Source organism: Thalassospira sp. TSL5-1, assembly GCF_001907695.1.
GTDB lineage: Bacteria > Pseudomonadota > Alphaproteobacteria > Rhodospirillales > Thalassospiraceae > Thalassospira.
Map to the genome: position 1 here is coordinate 869,052 of NZ_KV880638.1, position 21,166 is coordinate 890,217.

Genomic DNA, 21,166 nt, shown 5'->3' on the forward strand with positions numbered 1-21,166 from the left:
GGAAGACGCGGTTTTATTCGGCATCCCTGCTGTCTGACAGCAATGAGGCAAATATCGTGATTAATGCGGAAACAGGCGCCATTGGTGTTGTGGGCCTTGGCAATATGGGCTTGGGCATGGCCCGCACCCTGCTTCGGGACGGTTTTTCGGTTGTCGGGTTTGACGTATCGCCCGCAAGCCAGGCCCGTGCCGCCGCCGCAGGGGTAACGACTGTTGCCAGTTTGGGCGCGGTGTCTGACGCCTGTTCGACCATCATTCTGTCCCTGCCAACGGCAAACCATGTGCGGGCGGTCTTAACCGGCGAGGGAGGGCTTGCCACCCGCGATCTGGACCCGCGCCTGGTGATTGACACAACAACATCGGAACCCGATGTGACGCGCGAAATTGATGCGGCCTTGCGCCAGCAGGGCCACATCCTGATTGACGCGCCGGTCAGCGGTGGCCCGGCCGGAGCCAATAGCGGCAATTTGACCATGATGGTCGGCGGGGCCGAGGCCGATGTGGCCCGTGCGCGGCCGGTCCTCAATTCATTGGGCGGTAAAATTACCCATGTTGGCCCGGTGGGGGCGGGGCATGCGGTGAAAATCGTTAATAACATGCTGGTGGCAAGCCACCTTTTGACCATGCGTGAAGCGGTGCGTTTGGGCAATGCCGCCGGTGTGACCACCGAAAATCTGATTGCCGCCCTGAATGCCGGGTCGGGTCGCAGTGCGATCAGCGAGGTCAATTATCCGAAATGGGTGATGAATGGCGCGTTTGACAGCGGTTTTACCATGGGCCTGATGCGCAAGGATATGCGCCTTGCCATGAGCCTGGCAGAGCAAAAGGATATTTCCCTGCCAGTCTGTGAATTGGCCGGAAAAATTTGGGCAGATAGCGCCGAAATTCTGGCCGATGATGACGATTTTAACCGGATTACCGAATGTGCGCCCACCCCGGCAGGAGAAAAAGCATGAGCCAGCAAGCCAAATTGATGCCGCGTGATTACCAAAAGGCGATGGCCCCGTTTTTTGGAACAGACGACATCGGAAGCTGGGTGAATGGCGCAATGATGCCCGGGCATGGCGACGCGTTCGAGCTGATTGACCCGGCTACCGGAAAGGCATTTTTAAGCATCAGGGATGCCGGAGCTGAAGTTGTGGACGCCGCCATGAGTGCGGCTGTTGCCGGGCAAAAAGTCTGGTGGGCTTTGAGCGCGGCTGAACGCGGGCGCATCCTGTGGCGGATTGGGCAGCAGGTACGTGATCATCTGGATGATCTGGCCTTGCTGGAAACCATGACAGCGGGCAAGCCGATTCGCGATACAAAGGTCGAGGTGCTTAAAGTCGCCGAGATGTTTGAATATTACGCCGGTTGGGCCGACAAGCTGCATGGCGATGTCATCCCGGTGCCGACCAGCCATTTGAACTATACCCGTTATGAACCCTTTGGCGTGGTCACACAAATTACCCCCTGGAACGCGCCGGTTTTTACCGCCGGCTGGCAATTGGCCCCAGCCCTGTGTACCGGCAATGCAGCCGTATTGAAACCATCGGAAATGACGCCGCTTTCGTCATTGGCCTTGGGGGTCTTGTCCAAAAAGGCCGGGCTGCCCGACGGGGTGATAACGGTGCTGTCGGGGCTTGGTACCTCAACCGGCGTTGCCGCTACCACGCATGATGCCACCCGCAAGGTGGTTTTTGTCGGCTCCCCGCGGACCGGGGCGATTATTGCCGCCCAAGCCGCACAAAACATTGTGCCCTGTGTGCTGGAACTGGGCGGGAAATCGGCCAATATCGTGTTTGAGGATGCCGATTTGAAACGCGCGGTATTGGGGGCCCAGGCCGCCATTTTTAGCGGGGCGGGGCAAAGCTGCGTTGCCGGGTCGCGCCTGTTGGTGCAGCGAAGTGTGATGGATCGCTTCCTTGATATGCTGGTGGAGGGCGCTAACCGTATTCCGGTTGGCGACCCGATGGACAGCGCCACCCAGATCGGCCCAATTAATAATGACGCCCAATATCAGACCGTTTGCCGCCTGGTGGCAGACGGCCAGAAGGAAGGGGCCACATTGCTGGCAGGTGGGATGCGCCCGGACGGTGCGGCTTGTGAGGCCGGATATTTCCTCCGCCCGACGGTTCTGGGCGATGTGCGCAATGACATGAAAATTGCCCGCGAGGAAATTTTTGGCCCGGTAGTTTCCGTTATTCCGTTCGAGGATGAGGCCGAGGCGGTGGCAATTGCCAATGACAGCAAATTTGGCCTGGCCGGTGCGGTTTGGACGCAATCGGTAGATCGTGCGCACCGCGTGGCGGCCCAAGTGCGGGCAGGGACCTTCTGGATCAACAGTTACAAAACCATCAATGTCATGTCGCCCTTTGGCGGTTTTGGGGCCAGTGGCTATGGCCGGTCCAGCGGCAAGGAAGGGCTGATGGAATATATGCAGCCCAAAAGCATTTGGACCGAAACGGCGGCCAACCCGCCTGCTGCATTTGGATATGCCCCTGAATAAACCGGGCAGCCATCATTTTCACCATGTAATACGTCAAAGGGCCGCATCGTATGATGCGGCCCTTTGAATGTTTAAATACAGGTATCGGCTTACATATTCGGGTAAGTCGGGCCTTCGCCGCCTTCGGGCACCACCCAGACGATGTTCTGGGTCGGGTCCTTGATGTCGCAGGTTTTGCAATGCACGCAGTTCTGGGCATTGATTTGCAGACGCTGACCGCCTTTTTCCTCATCCGCGATAAATTCATAAACCCCGGCCGGGCAATAGCGCGCCTCGGGCCCGGCATATTTGGCAAGGTTCACATCCACCGGCACACTGTCATCTTTTAAGGTCAGGTGGATCGGTTCATCTTCGCGGTGATTGGTGTTCGACAGAAAAACCGATGAAAGCTTGTCAAAGCTGATCTTGCCATCCGGCTTGGGATAGTCAATTTTCGGCATATCCGCTGCCGGTTTCAGGCAGGAATGGTCCGCATGGTTTTTAAAGGTCCAGGGGGCCTTGCCACCAAAGACATAGGTATCAACCGCACTATAGACCATGCCGCCCCAAAAGCCCCATTTGGCAAAGCTGGGGCGGATGTTGCGGACCTTGTGAAGTTCCGGGTAAATCCAGCTGTTTTCAACACCCTTGGGATAGGCATCGAGCACCGGTGCCGGGCTGTCGCTGGTCAGTTGCTCGAACGCGGCCTCGGCGGCCAGCATGCCGGTTTTCATCGCGGTGTGCGAGCCCTTGATTTTGGGCACATTCATAAAGCCGGCCGAACAGCCAATGATGCAACCACCGGGAAAAACCAGATCGGGCAGGGATTGAAAACCGCCTTCGTTCAGCGCGCGTGCGCCGTATGAAATACGACGGCCATTTTCAAAAATCTTGCGCACTTCCGGGTGCGTTTTGAAACGCTGAAATTCGTCAAACGGGCTGAGATGCGGGTTTTCGTAATCCAGGCCAATCACAAAACCAACCGCGACCTGGTTGTTATCCAGATGATAGAGGAACGACCCGCCATAGGTTTTGCTATCCAGCGGCCAGCCAACCGTGTGCTGGATGGTGCCTTCCTTGTGCACGGCCGGGTCAACTTCCCACAATTCCTTGATGCCAATGCCATAGGTTTGCGGATCGGCATTTTTGCGCAAATCGAACTTGCGGATCAATTGCTCGGACAAAGACCCACGGCAGCCTTCGGCAAAGAAGGTGTATTTGGCATGCAGTTCCATGCCCGGTTCGTGGTTGGGGCCAGGGGTGCCATCACGCAACAGTCCCATATCGCCCGTTGCAATGCCTTTGACCGACCCGTCATCGTGAAGCAGCACCTCTGCGGCGGCAAAACCGGGATAAACCTCTACCCCCAGTGCCTCGGCCTGTTCGCCCAGCCAGCGGCAGACATTGCCCAGGCTGACAATGTAATTGCCCTTATTGTGCATTTGCGGCGGGGTGGGCAGTTTGCGCGCCCCCGTTTCGCTGAGCATCATAAACTGGTCATCGCTGGCGGCAACATTCAGCGGTGCGCCACGTTCCTGCCAGTCGGCGAACAGTTCGTTAATGGCGCGTGGTTCAATAACCGCCCCCGACAGGGTATGCGCCCCGACCTCGGCGCCCTTTTCCACCACGCAAACCGTGATTTCCTTTTCCTGCTCCTGGGCGAGTTGCATCAGGCGGATGGCAGCGGCAAGGCCCGAAACGCCTGCACCAACGACCACCACGTCAAATTCCATGGATTCCCGTTCCATCTCGTCTCTCTCCTTTATCGCAGCGTTGGCTTTTTGCCGTTTGTGTGCTGCGGCGGTATCGTCATGATCGGGGTCTCGCCCAGGCCCCTTACTGCACTGCGTATTTAATCGGTATATCTATACCGATTAATCTTCTGTTTGTATATGGCACAACGCGCTCAAACTCGTTAAAGTCACGCCAGCCGGTTGTCGTCCTTTTGAAGGATGTACTTAAAACATACGCCTTTATTGTGTAAATGAGTAAACCAATATCAAATTTTGATGTAAATAGCCTCGATGCGCTGCAAGCCCTTATCTGGCAATATGAAATGGGTGTTGATGAAGCCATTGCCGACGAACCGTTAGACCGGTTCCGGGCTTCGGAAAGTCTTTCGCGCCAGGGCAATGCGCCGAAAACCGCACCGGGCGGGCGGGGGACCTTTGGTTTGAAAGGTGCTGGCTCTGGCCGCAGCGCGGCGGCGGGGGCAGGCAGTGTTGGTGCCATGATGCCACCTGTTGGCACGGGTGGGTTTGTTTTGTCCGATGCCCCGCATGAGGCCCGCCAATCGGCCCAGCGGGCGGCGTCGGATGCGCAAACGCTTGATGATTTGCGTCAGGCTGTTACCGCATTTGACGGATGTGCGCTTAAAAAGTCGGCCAGTAACACGGTTTTTGGTGCGGGTGACCCGGCGGCGGAAATCATGCTGGTTGGCGAAACGCCCGATGCCGACGAAGACCGGCAGGGCCTGCCCTTTGCTGGCGCGCCAGGGCAGTTGCTTGAGGCGATGTTGCGGTCCATCGGATTATCGTGCGAAACGGTTTATATGACCAATATCCTGCCTTGGCGTCCGCCGGGAAACCGCCAGCCAACCCCGGATGAATTAATGGTGTGCGAACCGTTTGTGCGCCGTCACATTGCGCTGGTATCCCCGCGCATCGTGGTGTGCATGGGCGGGAATGCGGCAAAGGTTTTGCTGGCTGAAAACAAGGGCATTACCCGCCTGCGTGGCACCTGGAAAGATATTGCCTTTTCCGATTCGCTGCAGGTGGATGTCACGGCAATGTATCACCCGGAATATTTGATCAAGACGCCCGAACAAAAACGTGTGGCCTGGCAGGATTTGCGCGCCATTGTTAAAAAATGGCGTGGCGTGGCAAATTAGGCCAGGCATTCCGCGCGGTTTTATTGCCCCTTTTGGGGCTGCCATTTTCATCCTTGATATCAGAATAATGCCTGCAAAAAACGCTTCCCGGGCAGGGTGATGGCCGGGATTCGATAACTGTTTTTGGAAAATTGCCAAAATAAGACTCGTTTTATGCGACAGGCAGGGCTGCTATGCAAACGCAACCGTGGGTCGGGCAAGGTGCTGATTATAGGATAAAAAGGCTTCGTTGCCTGCGAAATTGCTGGTATATATTTGCCCAGAAAAGTGGAAAAAACCGCTGAGACAGGTTGCGACGACAAACTGCTTCGGGTTAGAAAAACCGCGTTCACACCGGGGTCCGATTGGGGAAAACAGGTTTTGATCGAAGCAAGCATAGTGTTCAGTTCGCGTATTTCAGCGCGGATCAAGCGTAGCTTTACCGTTTTTGCTCTGGCCACCTTGTGTGTGACCGGGCCAAAAGTGGCGCATGCTGCACAGGAACAGGCCGCACTTAGCAGCCCTGGCCTGGACGACGCATCTGACAGCGATGCGGTTAAAATCCCGTCTGTTCTTTCCAGCCGTGATGCCGAACTGTATCGCCAGATTTTCAAGGTACAGGAGGACGGTCGCTGGAAGGATGCCGATCATCTGATATCGCGGCTGTCCGATGATGTTTTGATGGGCCATGTCATGGCGCAGCGTTATCTGCATCCGACGGCCTATCGTTCCCGGTTTTCCGAATTGCGCGACTGGCTGGCGAAATATGCCGACCTGCCCGAAGCGCCGCGCATTTACAAACTTGCCATGATGCGCCGTGGTTCGGCGGCAAAGCCCAAAAGCCCGGTCGGGTCCTATCTTAAGGGCGCTGGATATGATTACGAGGACATTCGTCCCTATTATCATAAATCGACCAAAAGCCTGTCTGCCGCACAGCGCAGCCGGGTTTCGGTTTTAAAACGCCGCATTCATGCGCGTATACGCTCGGGCTGGCCGACAGGCGCGCTTGAAATCCTTGATAGCCAGGAAGCGCAGCATCTGTTTGATGCCTATGAACAGGACCAGGCCCGGGCGGCGATTGCCTCGGGCTATTATTATTTTGGCAAACCGGATTTGGCGTTAAAGCATGCGGCGCGCGCAGCCAAACGGTCTGGTAAATACCTGCCCGAAGCCCTGTGGGTTGCCGGTTTGACCGCTTGGCGCCTGAACAAGTTTGACGAAGCCCACCAGCAGTTTGATGATCTTTCAACCAACCAGTACGCGTCAAGCTGGACACGGTCGGCCGGGGCATTTTGGGCGGCACGTATTGACCTGGCCGGGGGAAAGTTTGATCGGGCTGACAAGCTTTTGAACCGGGCAGCAAAATATCCGCGTTCGTTTTATGGTTTGCTGGCCTTGCGCGCATTGGGTCGTGATGACGTGTTTGACTGGGACAGCCTGAGCCTGACCCAGGACCGCGCCAATAAATTGCGCCTGGACCCGAAAGGGCGGCGTGCCCTCGCCCTGTTACAGATTGGCAACCGTCACGAGGCGGAACGCGAATTGCGCAAAGCTGCCATTTCCACCGACCCCAGCCTGCGCCGCGCTGTTTTGGCCCTGGCGGATAGCGAAAATTTTGCCGCGCTGACCATGCGCCTTGGCAATTACATCGCCCAGAAATCGGGCGAGGTGATTGTGAATGCGTTATATCCTGTGCCGTCATGGGTGCCTGAAGGGGGCTATAACGTTGACCGTGCCCTGATTTACGCCCTGATGCGTCAGGAATCGGGCTTTAATGCCGAGGCCCGCAGCCATGTGGGCGCGCGGGGCCTGATGCAGTTGATGCCGGCAACCGCCAGCTATATTGGCAATACCCGCTATCGCGGGGCCAAACGGGCAGAGCTTTATGAGCCGGAAATCAATATCGGCCTGGGGCAAAAATATGTCGGCCATCTTTTGGATCAGAACGGGGTTGATAACGGGTTTTTGCAGTTAATGGCGGCCTATAATGGCGGTATTGGCAATCTTGGTCGCTGGCAAAAGGCGCTTAAGGATAATGAAGACCCGCTTTATTTCATTGAAAGCATTCCGTCGCGTGAAACCCGCCTGTTTATTGAACGGGTGATGGCAAATCTTTGGATGTACCGTTCGCGTTTGGGCCAGGATCGCCCGTCGCTTGACCGGCTTGCCGCTGGTAAATGGCCGGTTTATCAGTCCCAGGATGGGGATGACGACGTGGCCTCTTCGCAGTAAGGGGCGTTTTGCCTGCCTACCAATGGTGGCGGCAGAACAATGGTTTTTAAAAACCGTCATTGGCGATCAAACGGCCAATGGCGGTTTTGTTTTACCTGCCTGTCTGCGTGCCTACATCCCGTCATGATGATTGTAACCAGAGCCTGATACGTGAAAAACCCTCGAAAACCGCAAGACCAGCAAACGCAACAAGAGCGGCAAAAATCATCGGCATCCACTCAGTCATCGGAACGGGCGAATCCTAAAACGCCGTCCCGGTCAGATGGGACGTTTCTGGACCGCATTAACCTGCCCGCCATGAGCGGCGAGGAGGCCCTGCGCCGTTATGACGGGCATTTGCGTAAATATGCCGGGCAGGATGAAAAACACGATCCCGGCGATGGCAATGCCGCAGCAAATAAACCGGAATCAACCGTAGTGCAGGAGCCGTTAAAGGAACAGGGCACTGAAAGGTTAGGGAATAGGGCTGTACACCCTAAGGACGGACAGAAAGGACAAGAAGGACAAAAAGGGCATGAGGCATCGTCCCGTGCCGATCTTGCCGCCCTGGCGGAATGGCCGCTATTAACCCGCATTATTGGGCTGATCGGCACGTTGGGGATGCTGGTCGCCCTGATCGTCTTGGGGCTGTTTGTGGCCGGGTGGCTCAGCGGCCTTTAGGCATGCCTAAAGGTGACAGGTTTGGCCCCTAAAGCGATTTGTCTTTAATTTGCGGGGGCGTTGGTGCCGTTGCCGCTGCCGCTGTCGCTATCACTGCCATTGCCACTGTTTTTACTGGCCTCGATCTGCGCCTGCAGGGAGGCAATTTCAGCTGCGGTCGAGGCATGAAGTGGCGCATCCGCCGGAAGGTCCCGGACAAGGTCCTTTAAGACATGAAGGGATTGTTCCAAATGTCCCTGCTGTTCGAGCATCACACCATAATAATAGCGACTAAGGCGATGATTGGGCATTTGGCCCAGCGCATGAAGCACCAGATTGCGCGAAACCTCGTCAATATGGCCGCCCTGGGCGGTAATGCGGGTATCGGCATATTCGATCGCGAGCAGCGGGTTTTGCCCCGACAGGGCATAGGCCCGGCGATAGGCGGCAACCGCGCGGTCAATATCGCCAAGCCGCAAGGACCCGCGCGCCAGAACCAGCCAGCCCTGCAGATTGCGCGGGTTGGATTCCAGTGAAATCACAATTTGCCCCAGCAATCGGCGAATTTGTTTGTCGGTCTGGGCATCCGGGTCGTCGGAATCAACAGATGCCGCGGCTGCGGCGGCAATGTTGCGTTCACTTGCCCGCTCGGCATAGGGGCGGGCGGGCATCTCCGGGTGGCCCTGCCATAAATAGATGCCAAGGGCGGCGATGACAGGAACAATCGCCAGTAAACCAACCCCGATAGCCCGTTTCCGGTCAATCCCTTCGGCCTGGTTTGGCGTATGGCCTGTGGTGGTTGGTGATGAAGCTGTGCCAGCAGCAGCATGGGCATCCGTGCGGTTATGATCGAGGTCATGATCCCGGCCTTGCGAACCCGTGATATAATCCACGTCATCATCCAGATCATCTTCATCGTCGTCGTCATCGTCATCAACAACGTCACCGATCTGGTATTTGGGTTTGGCATCCAGTGGGCGCGCAGTTGTATTGCGATGCAGGGCGGTAACATCGCCCGCCACCGCCGAATTTTTGCCATGCCAAAAGGCCGTGAAAAGCACGGTGATGAATGACAGTAAGGAAAGTCCTGCTATACCCAGCCAGATCATTTTTTATCCGTCCGGTATAAGGTGCTGGCGATGCTGTCTTTCGTGCCGGTCATGGGCGGCTTAATCTCCCGAAGGATCCAGAATTTCATTAAGGCGTTTGCGTTCCTGATCGGTCAGGTTGGCCGGTGTGGTGCGGCCTTCACGTTTTTTGCGACGATAAAATCCGAACACGGCCAACCCGGCAAGCCCCACCAGAATAAACGGGCTGGCCCACAGAATATAGGTATCGGGCTTGAGCGGTGGGTTCAGCAGCACATAATCGCCATAGCGCGCGACGATATAGTTGATGGCCTGTTCGTTGGTGTCGCCCGCCAGCAGGCGTTCGCGCACCAGAACGCGCAAATCATGGGCCAAATCGGCATCGGAATCGTCAATTGACTGGTTCTGGCAGACCAGGCAGCGCAATTCCTCGCTAATTTCGCGGGCGCGGGCCTCCAGCGCCGGGTCGGACAGCATTTCATCCGGGTTCACGGCATAGGCCGGGCGGGCATAAAAGGACAGAGCCAGGATCAGGGCCAGCATCGGAAGCATTAACGGCCCATTCAGGCGAAGAAAGCGCATCATCCTTTTTTCAACTCCCTGATTTTCGGCAGCAGAACGTCTTCCAGTGTTTTTTCATCAATCGGGCCAACCTGTTTATAGGCGATTTTGCCCTGCCCATCGATGATGAAGGTTTCCGGCACGCCATAGACGCCAAAATCAATGGCGGTACGTCCGGAAATGTCCATGCCGACAGCGGTGTAGGGATCGCCCATTTCATCTAGCCAGTTCACACCGTCCTGCGGGTCCTTTTCCTTGTAATTCAGGCCATAGACCGGTACATCGGCTTCGGCGGCAAGGCGTTTGATCATCGGGTGTTCGGCCCGGCAGGGCACGCACCAGGACGCAAAGATATTAATGACGGAAACATGGCCCTGTGTCAGGTCGCTATGTGATATCCCCTTGTCGCGTCCCGGCAGGGGCGGCAGGGAAAATTCCGGGGCGGGTTTACCAATCAGGGCCGATGGAATAACGGACTGGTCCTTGCCGATATTGGTCAGAAAAATACCGGCCAGTGCCGCAAACAGCACCAGCGGTATGACAGCGATCCAGAACCTCATGGGGCGGAAACTCCGTTCTTCTTGAAAAGCAGGATCATGCGGGTCAGCACATTTATGATCCCGCCTAGCAGGATAAGCATCATGCCCGCCCAGACCCACGGCATCATGGGCAGAAAACGGACATCAACAATACGGCCACTATCCTCGGCGCGGTCGCCAATTGATATATGCAGGTCGCCATCGCGGCCATGCCAAATGGCGGATTCTTTGGTCTCAACCCCACGAATCGGATAATAGCGGACTTCAGGATAAAGTTCGGTTACGGGCTGCGCATTGCGATAAACAATGAATTTGGCTTTGCGGGTGGCAAAATTTTCGCCCGGCAGCAGGGAAACCCCTTCATATTGCAAATTATAGGGGCCAATTTCGATGCTTTGCCCGGTGCGGGCAGACAGAACCGACTGGTCTTCCCATATGCTGCTGGCGGATCCACCGGCAATCAGCAATGCCATGCCGATATGGGCCAGCGACATGCCCAGATAACGCGGGCCGAGTAACTGGATATTGCGATATTTGCTTTCGCCATGATCGCGGTGGCGCCACAGCTTTTCCCACAAATCGCCAAGGGCTGCCGTCACCACCCACGCGGCAAGGCCAATGCCCAGCAACGGCAGGGACGGTGCATTAATGTGGCGCATCCAGGCAAACAGGGTGACAATGATGGACAGGATCAGCGCCAGTTTCATGCGCCGACCCACCGATGCGGCACCATCAACCCGCCAGCGTAAGGTGGGGGATAGCCCCATCAGCAGCAGCATTGCAAGGGTAACGGGCATTAAGGCCTGAACGAAAAACGGCGGCCCCACGGTAATGATGGTGCCACCCAGCCAGCGCAAAAACAGCGGATAAACGGTGCCGATCATGACAATAGCGGCGGCTATGGACAGCATCACACTATTGATGAACATCGCGCTTTCGCGCGACACCAGGGTAAAATCGGCATTTTCGCGCAATTGCCCGGCCACACGCGCAAACAGATAATAAGCCCCGGCAAACAGCACACAAAAACCGATGAGCAGAACCGCGTTATCGCCACTGGAACGCAGGGCGGCAGGCAGAGGACCCAACAGGTCAGATCGGGACAAAAAGGTGCCAAACCACCCGGCACCAAAGGCGGAAAGGGCCAAAAGGGCGGTCCAGGGTTTCAGGGCTTCGGTTTTTTCCAGAACGGCAAGGCAATGCAAAAAGGCGGTCGCCAGAAGCCAGGGCAGCAATACCGCATTTTCCGACGCATCCCAATACCACCAGTTGCCCCAGCTTTGCTGGGAATAGGCGCGATAGGCGCTGATCGCCATTGCCGCACCCAGCAATGTCCAGGACAGAATGGTCCAGGGGCGCAGCATTTCGGCCCAGGCGCGATGCAGGGCTGCGCGGGGCAGGGCGGCAATGGTGGCGGCAAAAATAACCGACAACCCCGACAACCCGGCATACAGGACCGGCGAGTAGAAAAGATCGAGAATATCCTGCGATTGGGGATCAAAGCCCTGCCCGTCAAGCGGCGGAGCGGCGAGGCGCGCAAAAGGCGTGCCATCAATCAAAACGCTGGCGGCAAGCAGGGCGACGACCAATCCCATGATGGATATAATTGCCTGCGGGTTTTCTGCCTTTTTGAAAATGGCGTCCTGGATCAGAAATAGAATGGTCGCAACCGATGTCAGCGTGACCCAAAGCAGCGTTGCCCCGCAATCCGGGCTGATGGCAGCGGCAATACGGTATATGACCGGGGTGGATGAATGGCTGTATTCGGCCACTATTGCCAGGGTGAAATCGCTGGTGACAAAGCTGTAAATCTGGCTGGCTTGTGCGCCCAGTGCCAACAGGCAAATCAATACCGGTAACGGCCAGCCTTGCATGGGCGGGAGGGCTGTGTTGGCGGTTATCCGTATCGCGCCAGGATGAAGAAGGGTGGACAAAAAGTTATGCGGAAAACCGGGCTGTTCCCGCGTGCCAAGCGATGCGGTCCCCCCGGTTGTTTGCAAATTTGCAGCACTGTTAAGCCTAAGCGAACCGCGCCGGAAAAAAATGCCAAGCGGTGAAAACAGGATGGCCTGGCAGAAGGCCAGCGTCATGAGAAGAATAAGCGCGAAATGTCCGGTTTCTGCGATCATGCCGTCTGGTGCTTCGTCCTGTCATAAGAAAAACAGGGTTTCCCCTGCCATCTGGTGATGGGCGCTAAGGCTATCTGAAAACGTGCCAAAATTGAAACCATCCCAAAAAAGAAATATCCCCGATATTTCTGATGGTTCAAAAATATGGCTTAATTACGCATATTTTTTGCATTTTTCGCTTCGATCTCTTCCCAGTGACCACTTTTTTTCAGGGCATCGGCCACTTCGCGGGGCATGTAATTTTCATCATGCTTGGCGAGAACTTCCTGGGCAACAAACTGACCTTTCGGGTTCATGTGGCCTTCGGCGACCACACCCTGGCCCTCGCGAAACAGGTCAGGCAGGATACCGGTATAGGCGACCTGGACGTCATGCTGCATGTCGGTAACGGTAAAAGTAACGGTTTTGCCATCCGCCAGTTTTTGCAGTGACCCTTCCTCGACCAGGCCACCTATGCGTAGGCGGCGGTCTGGCGACATCGGCGATTGTTCGGCCAGTTCGGTCGGGCTGAAAAAGAAAACAACCGAATCACGAAAGGCGGTCAGGCCCAGGGCGGCGGCACCGGCGGCGGCGAGCACGGCCAACCCCGCCAGATACAGGCGTTGGCGTTTGCGTGATTTTGCACGTGACAGGGACAATGTTTTCCCCTCCGATCAGGATTCTGCGTCCGGCTGCGCTTTTTTGCGCCGCGGTCGCCGTGATTTTAACAGGGTTTCAAGATGGGCCAGGTCGCGGCGGCTTTTTTTCAGGCCGCGCAGGCTAACCATCAGAAGAACAACCAGCGCAATGGTGGCAAGACCATAGCTGGACCAGACATAACCGGCATAGCCGCCCATTTCAAAAAAATTGCTCATTCTCCCGCTCCTGCCTGCTTGGCCGGGACGGCCAGATGTTGCTGGTCGGCCGCACTTTGGCCAACACCGCCCAGTTGCAGGGCGCGAATGCGCCGTTCATTCAATTCCAGGCGGACCCGCACGATCAGCACAACCACATAATAGCCGGTAAAGCCAATCGCGATCAAAAACAGCGGCCACAACATGCTGGGGTCAATGCTGGGCCCACCCATGCGGGCAACCGATGCGGGCTGGTGCAGGGTGTTCCACCAATCGACGGAAAATTTCACAATCGGCACATTGATCACACCCACCAGGGCCAGGGCAGACCCGGCCTTTGACCCGCGTTCAGGGTCATCAAAGGCATTTACCAGTGCCATGTAACCCAGATACAAAAACAGCAGGATCAGCATCGATGTCAGCCGGGCATCCCATACCCACCAGGTGCCCCACATCGGTTCCCCCCAAAGCGAGCCGGTAATCAGGCAAAGGGCGGTAAAGGTGGCGCCAATCGGTGCGGTGGCCCGGGCGGCAATGTCGGCCAGCGGATGTTTCCAGATCAGGCTCATGGTCCCGCAAATGGCCATGCCGACATAACAAAACAGGCCCATCCAGGCGGCAGGCACATGAATATACATGATGCGCACGGTATCGCCCTGCTGGTAATCGGCCGGGGATGCCACCAGTGCCAGATATAACCCGACAGCAAGTGTCACGACCGTAATGCCAATAGCCCAGGGCATGATGGCACTGGCCAGTTTCAGGAATACACTTGGTTTGGCGAAACGATGCATTTTTCCTTGTCCATTCGCATCACGGCGGGAAACGGCTCCACACCGGTTTGACGGTCTTTCTCTCGGTCTGTGTCGTGGCGGGCAGGGAGGGGCGTCTTCCCTGCTTGCCGGAATTATCGTTTATTCAACAGCCAGCCGCAGCGCGCGTGCGGCGGCCAAGGGGGCCAGGGCCAGCGTTAATAGCAGGATAGCCCCCATAATTTGTAAATGCTCCCCGACAGGCAGGCCGAGCAGCGATGCCTCGACCGCCCCGGCGCCAAAAATAAGTACCGGAATATATAACGGCAAAACCAGCAGTGAAACCAGAACTCCGCCCCGGCGCGCGCCGAGAATAAGGGCCGCACCAATCGCGCCAATCAGGCTGAGCGCCGGTGTCCCCACCAGCATTGCCAGCATCAATGTCCCAAAACCGGCGCTGTTCATATTCAGCATGACCGCCATGACGGGTGCTGTAATAATCAGTGGCAGGCCCGTGGTCAGCCAATGTGCCAGAACCTTGCCCAGTACGACCAGCTCCAGCGGGACCGGTGAGAGGGCAAGTAACTCCAGTGTGCCATCTTCAAAATCGGTCTGGAAAACCCGTTCCAGTGACAGCATCGCCGCGAGCAGGGCCGACACCCAGATAACCCCTGATGCGATCCGTGCCAGAATATTGGCTTCCGGCCCGACACCGAAAGGAAACAGCGTGGTCGTCACAATGAAAAACGCTACCACCATGATGGAATCCGCGCCTTGACGAAGCGCAAGTCGCAAATCCCGGGCGAGAATGGCGATGAGTATTTTCATGCAATCCCCTCAAAATCGGTTGAGGGGCTGTGTGCCTTTTTCCGCGATGATGTTGATGTGCTGTCCCGTGTCATACTGCTGCCGTCGGGGTTCGGGGTATCCGCATCTTCCGGGGCATCGTCAGCCAGCCAGTCAAACATTGGAATAGCGAATTCATCCAGGTTCAAAATGCGTGGAGATTGCACATCAAGATCGATATGGGTTGAATACACAACCACGCCGCCGCGCGTGCGAAAATCATCAATCAGGTGTGCGAGATCAGCACAGGATTCGCGATCCAGCCCGACGGTGGGTTCATCAAGCAGCCACAGGTTACTTTCGCCAATCAGGATGCGGGCAAGGGCGGTACGGCGTTTTTGCCCGCTTGACAGAAACCGGCCGCTGCTATTGGCAAGATGCAGGATTCCCAACGCATCCAGCGCCTGGTCAATGGCGGCATCCACATTATCAACGTCGCGCAGGCTGGCCCACAGGCGCAGATTATCGCGCACTGTCAGGACGGGTTTGACCGCATCCTGATGGCCCAGATACTGCATCCGGGCGCGATGGGCAGGCATGTCTTGGCGGATATTTTCATTTTCCCAGCAAATGGTGCCGGTCAGCGGTTCGGACAGCCCGGCCATCAGGCGCAGCAGGCTGGATTTACCGGCACCGTTCCGTCCGCGCAGCATCAGGGCATCGCCCGGACGCGCATCGAACGACAGATCGGCAAAAACAAGCCTTTCACCCCGGCGGCAGGTCAGATCAGAACCGGTAAAAACAATCATCCAGGCCACACAAACCATTCACAAGTTATGCACTTCTATATCGTGAAGTGTCATTGGAATCATGCTTTATCCGACATTTGCCGACGAGACTTTGTTTCAGGTCAATCTTGGGTTCAGGCAGGTGCGTTTTTGCACATTATTTTAATAAAAACGTGCCCGCTGGCCTGACGGTAAACCGGGAAATCTTGCCATTAATGGAACCGTGCCATGCTTGCACTAAGGATCGGTCCGCCATTTTCCTCCTGCAATAAAACGGCAATGCCGCCATTGCATTCATATTCCAGGCGCACGGGAATATCGCGCGGTTTGCCATCCCAGGTGCCAAGGTCGTCCAGTTCGCGCACGATATTGACATGCCGGAGATTAAGACCGGCATTTTCACCGGCATCGACTTCCGTGCTGGCATGCCGGTCAAATCCCAGCAGCCATATTTTAAGCGGCGTATGCGGCAAGGCATTGGCCGGGGCTGCCAGATGAATGATGCCACCGGGCTTTTGACCGGCTGTGCTGTCGGTCGTGATGGTGATCCACGATTGCAGCGGTGACGGTTTTTTTAACGCAGCCTCAAGGATGGCATCCTTGTTTGTGGCGCGGATTGAACCTGCCCCATTGATAATGATCTGCGGGGTGTAGACATAGTTTTGATGGTTGAAAGACGCATATTTGCGCTGACGATCGGTATAGGCAGGTTCGGAAAAGCGGTCTTTCCACCCCAGATAATTCCAGTAATCAACATGGAAAGACAGCAAAAGCAGGTTGTCTGTTTCCCTGGAAATATCGCGCAGCACTGTATCGGCCGGTGGGCAGGAACTGCATCCTTCGGAGGTAAACAGTTCAACAACCGCTTGCGGCGTGACGCTGGTATTTTGTGCTGTGGCGGCATAGGAAGGGCCCGATACAGCAAGCGAGAGCAATGCTGTCAGGACGCCATACCGCGGGTTTTTGAGCATTTCTATTTTCATGCGCCCATCATTGCCGATTGCGTCCTCACCTGCCAATCACAAGCGGTTGAACCAAGCGACGGTCTGTAAAATGCACATTTCTTGCGTGGATAAACGCAATATTTCCAGGAAATTTCCAAAAAACGGTGATATTAAGGGATGTTTATCGTAGGGGATAATACCAGGGGCCGGGGTGCCCCTGTTTTTTTATAACGCAAAAGAAAGCCGGTCCATCGTCCCTTTCAAGGCACATAAAGAGACTGGCAAGACAAGAGGGTTTGCAGGAAATGATAAAACGTGAGCATTGGGGGTCACGCCTCGGCTTTATTCTGGCAGCCGCGGGTTCGGCGGTTGGTCTGGGGAATATCTGGAAATTTCCCTATATGGCAGGAAGTAACGGGGGTGGTGCCTTTCTGCTGATTTATCTCGCACTGGTCTTTACCATCGGTCTGTCGGTGATGCTGGCAGAAATGGTGATTGGCCGTATGGCTGAAAAGAATGCCATTGGTGCTTTTAAAAAACTGAAGGGCGGGGCCTGGCCTCTGGTTGGCCTGTGTGGTGTTGGCGCAGCCTTTACAATCCTGTCATTTTACAGCGTCGTTGCAGGCTGGACCATTGCCTATATGGTCAAGGCTGTGACCGGCGCTCTTTCAAGCAGCGATCCGGCCGTGCTGGGAGCTGCATTTGACGGCTTTATTTCCAGCAATATTTCGCCGCTTGTATATCATGCCATCTTTATGGCGCTGACGGTGTTTGTCGTGCTCTCGGGCATTGGCAGCGGCATTGAGCGTGCTTCCAAAATTCTGATGCCTGCCCTGTTCGTGCTGCTTCTGGTTCTGATCGTGCGTGCCGTTACTCTGCCCGGTGCTGATGCGGGGCTTAGCTTTTTGTTGCAGCCCGATTTTGCAAAAGTGACCTGGAATACCGTTTCGGATGCGCTGTCGCAGGCGTTTTTCTCGCTTTCCCTTGGAATGGGGGCCATGATTACCTATGGCTCGTATCTGTCGAAAAAGGAAAACATTGCCGGTGCTGCAGGCTGGGTTGTTCTGCTTGATACGGCAGTTGCCGTTCTGGCGGGTCTTCTGATTTTGCCAGCCGTTTTTGCCTTTGGCTTTGATCCGGCTGCGGGGCCGGGCCTGACCTTTATCACCCTGCCAGCCGTTTTTGCGCAGATGCCGTTTGGCGAAGTTTTTGCCTTCCTGTTCTTCCTGCTTCTTGCAATTGCGGCGCTGACCTCGTCGGTGTCGATTCTTGAAGTTGTGGTGGCTTATTTCGTCGATGATCGTGGCATCAGCCGCAAGGTTGCGTCCATCATCATGGGCTTGATCATTTTTGTGCTTGGCATTCCGTCTTCCCTGTCGATGGGAATCATGAAGGACACCAAATTCTTTGGTCTGACCTTCTTTGACTTGATGGATTTTGTCTCGTCGAAATTGTTCCTGCCAATTGGCGGTCTGTTTATTTCGCTGTTTGTCGGCTGGGTGATCTGGGGTGCTGCCAAGGCCGATGTTGCCTCACATAATGGCACGGTGCCCGTCTGGATCAATCTTTGGGGCATTTTGGTGAAGTTCATCGCCCCGGCGGCAATCGCCTTTATTCTGATCCGCGGACTGATCAGCTAAGGTATTGGCTTTATCCGCATCTTGTTGGATAAAATTAAGGCGGAAACGGTATGCCGTTTCCGCCTTTTCTGTCGGCCAAATTCATGCCGGAATAAAGGGCACAGGCGTTAATTTGGTTTATATTCGGCCTGGCTATGGGGCTGACTAAACAGATGGGCGAAGGTCTTTTCGATCTCGTCGGCGGGTACGGGACGCCCGCGCAAAAAGCCCTGCAGGAAATCGCACCCGTGCTCACGCAGGAATTGCTCCTGCGAGAGGTTTTCAACCCCTTCGGCAATACAGCTTTTACCCAGGTTATGCGCCATGTTGATGATGGTGCGCACCAGTTCGCTACCGCCAATACCTTTGCCGATATCATTGACAAAACTGCGGTCAATTTTCAGCACATCGAACGGCACATGGCGCAGATAGCTCAGGCTGGAAAAACCGGTGCCAAAGTCATCCAGCGCGATTTTAACCCCCAAATCGCTGATACGCTGCAATTTGCGACAGGTATCTTCGATATCCTGCATAAACAGGCTTTCGGTAATTTCAATTTCCAGGCGGTCCCCGGCAAGCCCGGTCTCATTCAGGGCCGAGGCCACAAGGTCGCCAAACTCGATCGGGCTGTTAAATTGCTGGAGCGAGGCATTGACCGCCATTGTGATGTTATGCAGCCCCTTTTGCCGCCATTGAACAGTTTGCATACAGGCTGTGCGTAGCACCCACAGCCCGATTTCATCAATCATGCCAATTTCTTCGGCCAGCGGAATGAATTTGTCGGGCCCGATGACGCCATGTTTGGGATGGCGCCAGCGGATCAGGGCTTCAAACCCGGACAGTTGGCCGTTTGCTGCAATGAACTGGGGCTGATAGGCGAGGTAAAATTCGCGCCGCTCCACGGCATGGCGCAAATCGCTTTCCAGGGCCAGGGTGTCGCGGCTGACGGTGTTCATGGACCGGTTATAATGGTTAAACCGGTTGCGACCGTGGCCCTTGGCCCGCAGCATGGCAATTTCGGCATTGCGCAACAACATGGTGGTATCATTGCCATCACGGGGATATAGCGTAATGCCCATGCTGGCTGTGATAAACAGCTCCGTCCCGTTGGCCGAGAAATGTGGCTGATTAAACACTTCCATCAAATCCTGCGCGATGGTTTCCAGCGTGTCGCTTTCATGTGTCTGGGGCAGGAGAATGGCAAAATCATCGGCCCCCATCCGGGCCAGCAAGGCACCGGTTGGCAAGGCACGGTTCAGACGACCGGCGAAATCGACCAGCACATCATCCCCCACACTATGACCCAATGTGTTGTTGATACGCTGAAAATTATCGATGTCGATGAGCAGAACCGCCACATTGTCCTTGCTGCCGCGTCGTTCATTCAGGGTGCGCCCCAGCACATCCAGGAACCGTCGGCGGTTGGGAAAGCCGGTTAGCTCGTCATAGTGGGACAGCCGGCGAATATCTTCGCTGGTTTGTTTGCGGTCGGTAATATCGGAAAAAATGCCGGCATATTGTAAAACCCGGCCTTCCTCGTCGCGAATGGCAATGATGGATAGCCATTCGGGGTAAATTTCCCCCGATTTGCGCCGGTTCCAGATTTCCCCCTGCCAGCGCCCGGCGCGGGTGATGCTTTGCCACATATCCTGATAAAAGGTGCGGTCATGGCGCCCGGATTGCAAAATGTTGGGGCTGCTGCCAATGGCTTCGGCCCGACTATAGCCGGTGACACGGGTAAAGGAAGGGTTGACGTCTTCGATCCTGCCCTGATCATCAACAATGATGATGCCGTCAGGGGAACTTTCAATGATCTTGCGGCTGAGATGCAGGGCCTTTTGTGCCCGGGCAAGTGCTGTATCGCGATCTTCCATCGCATTGTGCATGTGTTGCAAATAATCATGCTCAATCGATGCCAGCAGGTCATTAAAAGAAAGAATGCCCGGTACGGTCTCTTGCGGGTCTGTCACAACCAGATGACGGATTTGATGATCCATCATGATCTGGCGGGCGTCTTGCAGGCTGGTGGCATCCGGGATCTGGCGCACGGGATGGCTGGCAATTTCCCAGGCGGTAATAGGGGCACCACGTTTGACCAGATAACCGACAATGTCGCGTTCGGTGACAATGCCAATGTCATAGGTGACACTGGATGTTTCCGTTTCCGCCGGTGGTTCGAGCGGCAAGGCGGGCTCGATATAGGTGGCGGGTTTGAAAACGATGGCGCTGTCACATTCGTTATCACGCATCGTTGCTTGCAACTGATCAATCGGCGTGTCGCCGGGCATGCAAACGGTGTTGCGCCGCACGATGGAGGCGACATTGCGTTCACGCAACGGATGAATGGCACCGGGAACACGGATCAGGTCGCTTTGGCTGATGATGCCCACTAGGCATTCGGCATCGTCCACAATGATCAGATGGCGCAGCTTGTCGCGCCGCATACGAAATGTTGCGGCCTCGACAGAGGCATGGGCCGACATCGTCCGGACAGGCGATGACATCCAGTCCGAAATCGGGCGCAGGAATGCCGTCTCGTCATCTGCCCGGATTGTCAGACAATCATGTTCTGTCCATACACCAAGCGGACGGTTCTGTTCGGTGATGACGATGGAACTTCTGCGCTGCTGGTGCATCAGGGCAATGGCCTCGCCCAGTGGAAGGTCGGGTCCACAGGTCAGGACTTTTCCCTGGCTTAGGGTTCCAACGCGTACCGGTGCACGCGGGTGTTGCATTTTGTCGTAACTGGTCATTCGTTAAGAAGCATAATCATAAATGGCAAAACACATTTTTGTCACCCGTTTCAAAAGGCAGACAAGAGCAGATTTGAATATTTAAACAGTCTTTGTTGTGAAGTTCAGGAGATAGATCAATTCAAAATCAAAAAAACACCCCGTCAGCAGAACTGACGGGGTATTCT

19 protein-coding genes are annotated in these 21,166 nt (G+C 55.6%); 7 read left to right on the plus strand and 12 right to left on the minus strand.

The features are described from left to right. The first annotated feature begins 56 nt into the window (after positions 1–56). On the plus strand, positions 57–956 hold the full coding sequence (locus tag LF95_RS13495; RefSeq protein ID WP_252509761.1) for an NAD(P)-dependent oxidoreductase: 900 nt from the start codon (positions 57–59) through the stop codon (positions 954–956). Next, on the plus strand, positions 953–2,488 hold the full coding sequence (locus LF95_RS13500; RefSeq protein ID WP_073955572.1) for an aldehyde dehydrogenase family protein: 1,536 nt from the start codon (positions 953–955) through the stop codon (positions 2,486–2,488). The genes LF95_RS13495 and LF95_RS13500 overlap by 4 nt, the downstream gene beginning before the upstream one ends. A gap of 89 nt (positions 2,489–2,577) precedes the next feature. Here the strand turns inward: LF95_RS13500 and LF95_RS13505 are convergent, their stop codons facing one another. Next, positions 2,578–4,215, minus strand: coding sequence for an electron transfer flavoprotein-ubiquinone oxidoreductase (locus LF95_RS13505; RefSeq protein ID WP_073955573.1), 1,638 nt, complete (start codon positions 4,213–4,215; stop codon positions 2,578–2,580). A gap of 236 nt (positions 4,216–4,451) precedes the next feature. Here LF95_RS13505 and LF95_RS13510 point away from each other — a divergent pair, with 236 nt between their 5' ends. The 4 genes from LF95_RS13510 (at position 4,452) to LF95_RS13520 (ending at position 8,228) form a co-directional block, all read left to right on the plus strand. Further along, positions 4,452–5,357 (plus strand): uracil-DNA glycosylase, encoded by a 906-nt coding sequence (locus tag LF95_RS13510; RefSeq protein WP_073955574.1) that lies wholly within the window; start codon positions 4,452–4,454, stop codon positions 5,355–5,357. A gap of 360 nt (positions 5,358–5,717) precedes the next feature. Next, positions 5,718–7,568: a lytic transglycosylase domain-containing protein gene (locus LF95_RS13515; RefSeq protein ID WP_083607779.1), complete on the plus strand. Its 1,851-nt coding sequence runs from the start codon at positions 5,718–5,720 to the stop codon at positions 7,566–7,568. Beyond that, entirely contained in the window at positions 7,543–7,695 is a 153-nt protein-coding gene (locus tag LF95_RS22980; RefSeq protein ID WP_168173705.1) for a hypothetical protein, read from the plus strand. Before LF95_RS13515 ends, LF95_RS22980 begins: the two co-directional genes overlap by 26 nt. 23 nt (positions 7,696–7,718) lie before the next feature. Then, complete coding sequence (locus LF95_RS13520; protein WP_143182041.1) at positions 7,719–8,228, plus strand: hypothetical protein; 510 nt, start codon at positions 7,719–7,721, stop codon at positions 8,226–8,228. Positions 8,229–8,272: 44 nt separating this feature from the next. Here LF95_RS13520 and LF95_RS13525 read toward each other — a convergent pair whose 3' ends face one another. The 10 genes from LF95_RS13525 to LF95_RS13570 form a co-directional block, all read right to left on the minus strand. Continuing rightward, on the minus strand, positions 8,273–9,316 hold the full coding sequence (locus LF95_RS13525; protein WP_073955576.1) for a tetratricopeptide repeat protein: 1,044 nt from the start codon (positions 9,314–9,316) through the stop codon (positions 8,273–8,275). A gap of 60 nt (positions 9,317–9,376) precedes the next feature. Next, entirely contained in the window at positions 9,377–9,880 is a 504-nt protein-coding gene (locus LF95_RS13530) for a cytochrome c-type biogenesis protein (protein WP_252509762.1), read from the minus strand. Continuing rightward, a complete protein-coding gene (locus LF95_RS13535; RefSeq protein ID WP_073955577.1) occupies positions 9,877–10,416 on the minus strand; it encodes a DsbE family thiol:disulfide interchange protein in 540 nt (179 codons plus the stop codon). Before LF95_RS13535 ends, LF95_RS13530 begins: the two co-directional genes overlap by 4 nt. Next, positions 10,413–12,524 carry a heme lyase CcmF/NrfE family subunit gene (locus LF95_RS13540; RefSeq protein ID WP_073955578.1) on the minus strand — a complete coding sequence of 704 codons (2,112 nt, stop codon included), beginning with the start codon at positions 12,522–12,524 and terminating at the stop codon, positions 10,413–10,415. Before LF95_RS13540 ends, LF95_RS13535 begins: the two co-directional genes overlap by 4 nt. 149 nt (positions 12,525–12,673) lie before the next feature. Next, positions 12,674–13,162 carry a cytochrome c maturation protein CcmE gene (gene ccmE, locus LF95_RS13545; RefSeq protein WP_073955579.1) on the minus strand — a complete coding sequence of 163 codons (489 nt, stop codon included), beginning with the start codon at positions 13,160–13,162 and terminating at the stop codon, positions 12,674–12,676. 15 nt (positions 13,163–13,177) lie between these two features. Next, positions 13,178–13,378, minus strand: coding sequence for a heme exporter protein CcmD (gene ccmD, locus LF95_RS13550; RefSeq protein WP_073955580.1), 201 nt, complete (start codon positions 13,376–13,378; stop codon positions 13,178–13,180). Continuing rightward, the gene (locus tag LF95_RS13555; protein ID WP_073955581.1) at positions 13,375–14,151 is read right to left on the minus strand and encodes a heme ABC transporter permease; all 777 of its coding nucleotides are present in this window, start codon (positions 14,149–14,151) and stop codon (positions 13,375–13,377) included. The genes ccmD and LF95_RS13555 overlap by 4 nt, the downstream gene beginning before the upstream one ends. 120 nt (positions 14,152–14,271) lie before the next feature. Then, positions 14,272–14,937: a heme exporter protein CcmB gene (gene ccmB / locus LF95_RS13560; protein ID WP_073955582.1), complete on the minus strand. Its 666-nt coding sequence runs from the start codon at positions 14,935–14,937 to the stop codon at positions 14,272–14,274. Then, complete coding sequence (ccmA, locus tag LF95_RS13565; RefSeq protein WP_083607780.1) at positions 14,934–15,704, minus strand: heme ABC exporter ATP-binding protein CcmA; 771 nt, start codon at positions 15,702–15,704, stop codon at positions 14,934–14,936. Before ccmA ends, ccmB begins: the two co-directional genes overlap by 4 nt. 191 nt (positions 15,705–15,895) lie before the next feature. Further along, positions 15,896–16,666, minus strand: a complete 771-nt coding sequence (locus LF95_RS13570; protein ID WP_073956281.1) for a DUF1223 domain-containing protein — start codon at positions 16,664–16,666, stop codon at positions 15,896–15,898. A gap of 266 nt (positions 16,667–16,932) precedes the next feature. On the opposite strand from LF95_RS13570, the gene LF95_RS13575 reads away from it, so the two are divergent. Beyond that, on the plus strand, positions 16,933–18,267 hold the full coding sequence (locus tag LF95_RS13575; protein ID WP_073955583.1) for a sodium-dependent transporter: 1,335 nt from the start codon (positions 16,933–16,935) through the stop codon (positions 18,265–18,267). Between the two features lie 107 nt (positions 18,268–18,374). Here LF95_RS13575 and LF95_RS13580 read toward each other — a convergent pair whose 3' ends face one another. Then, complete coding sequence (locus LF95_RS13580) at positions 18,375–20,999, minus strand: EAL domain-containing protein (RefSeq protein ID WP_083607682.1); 2,625 nt, start codon at positions 20,997–20,999, stop codon at positions 18,375–18,377. Positions 21,000–21,166 lie beyond the last annotated feature (167 nt).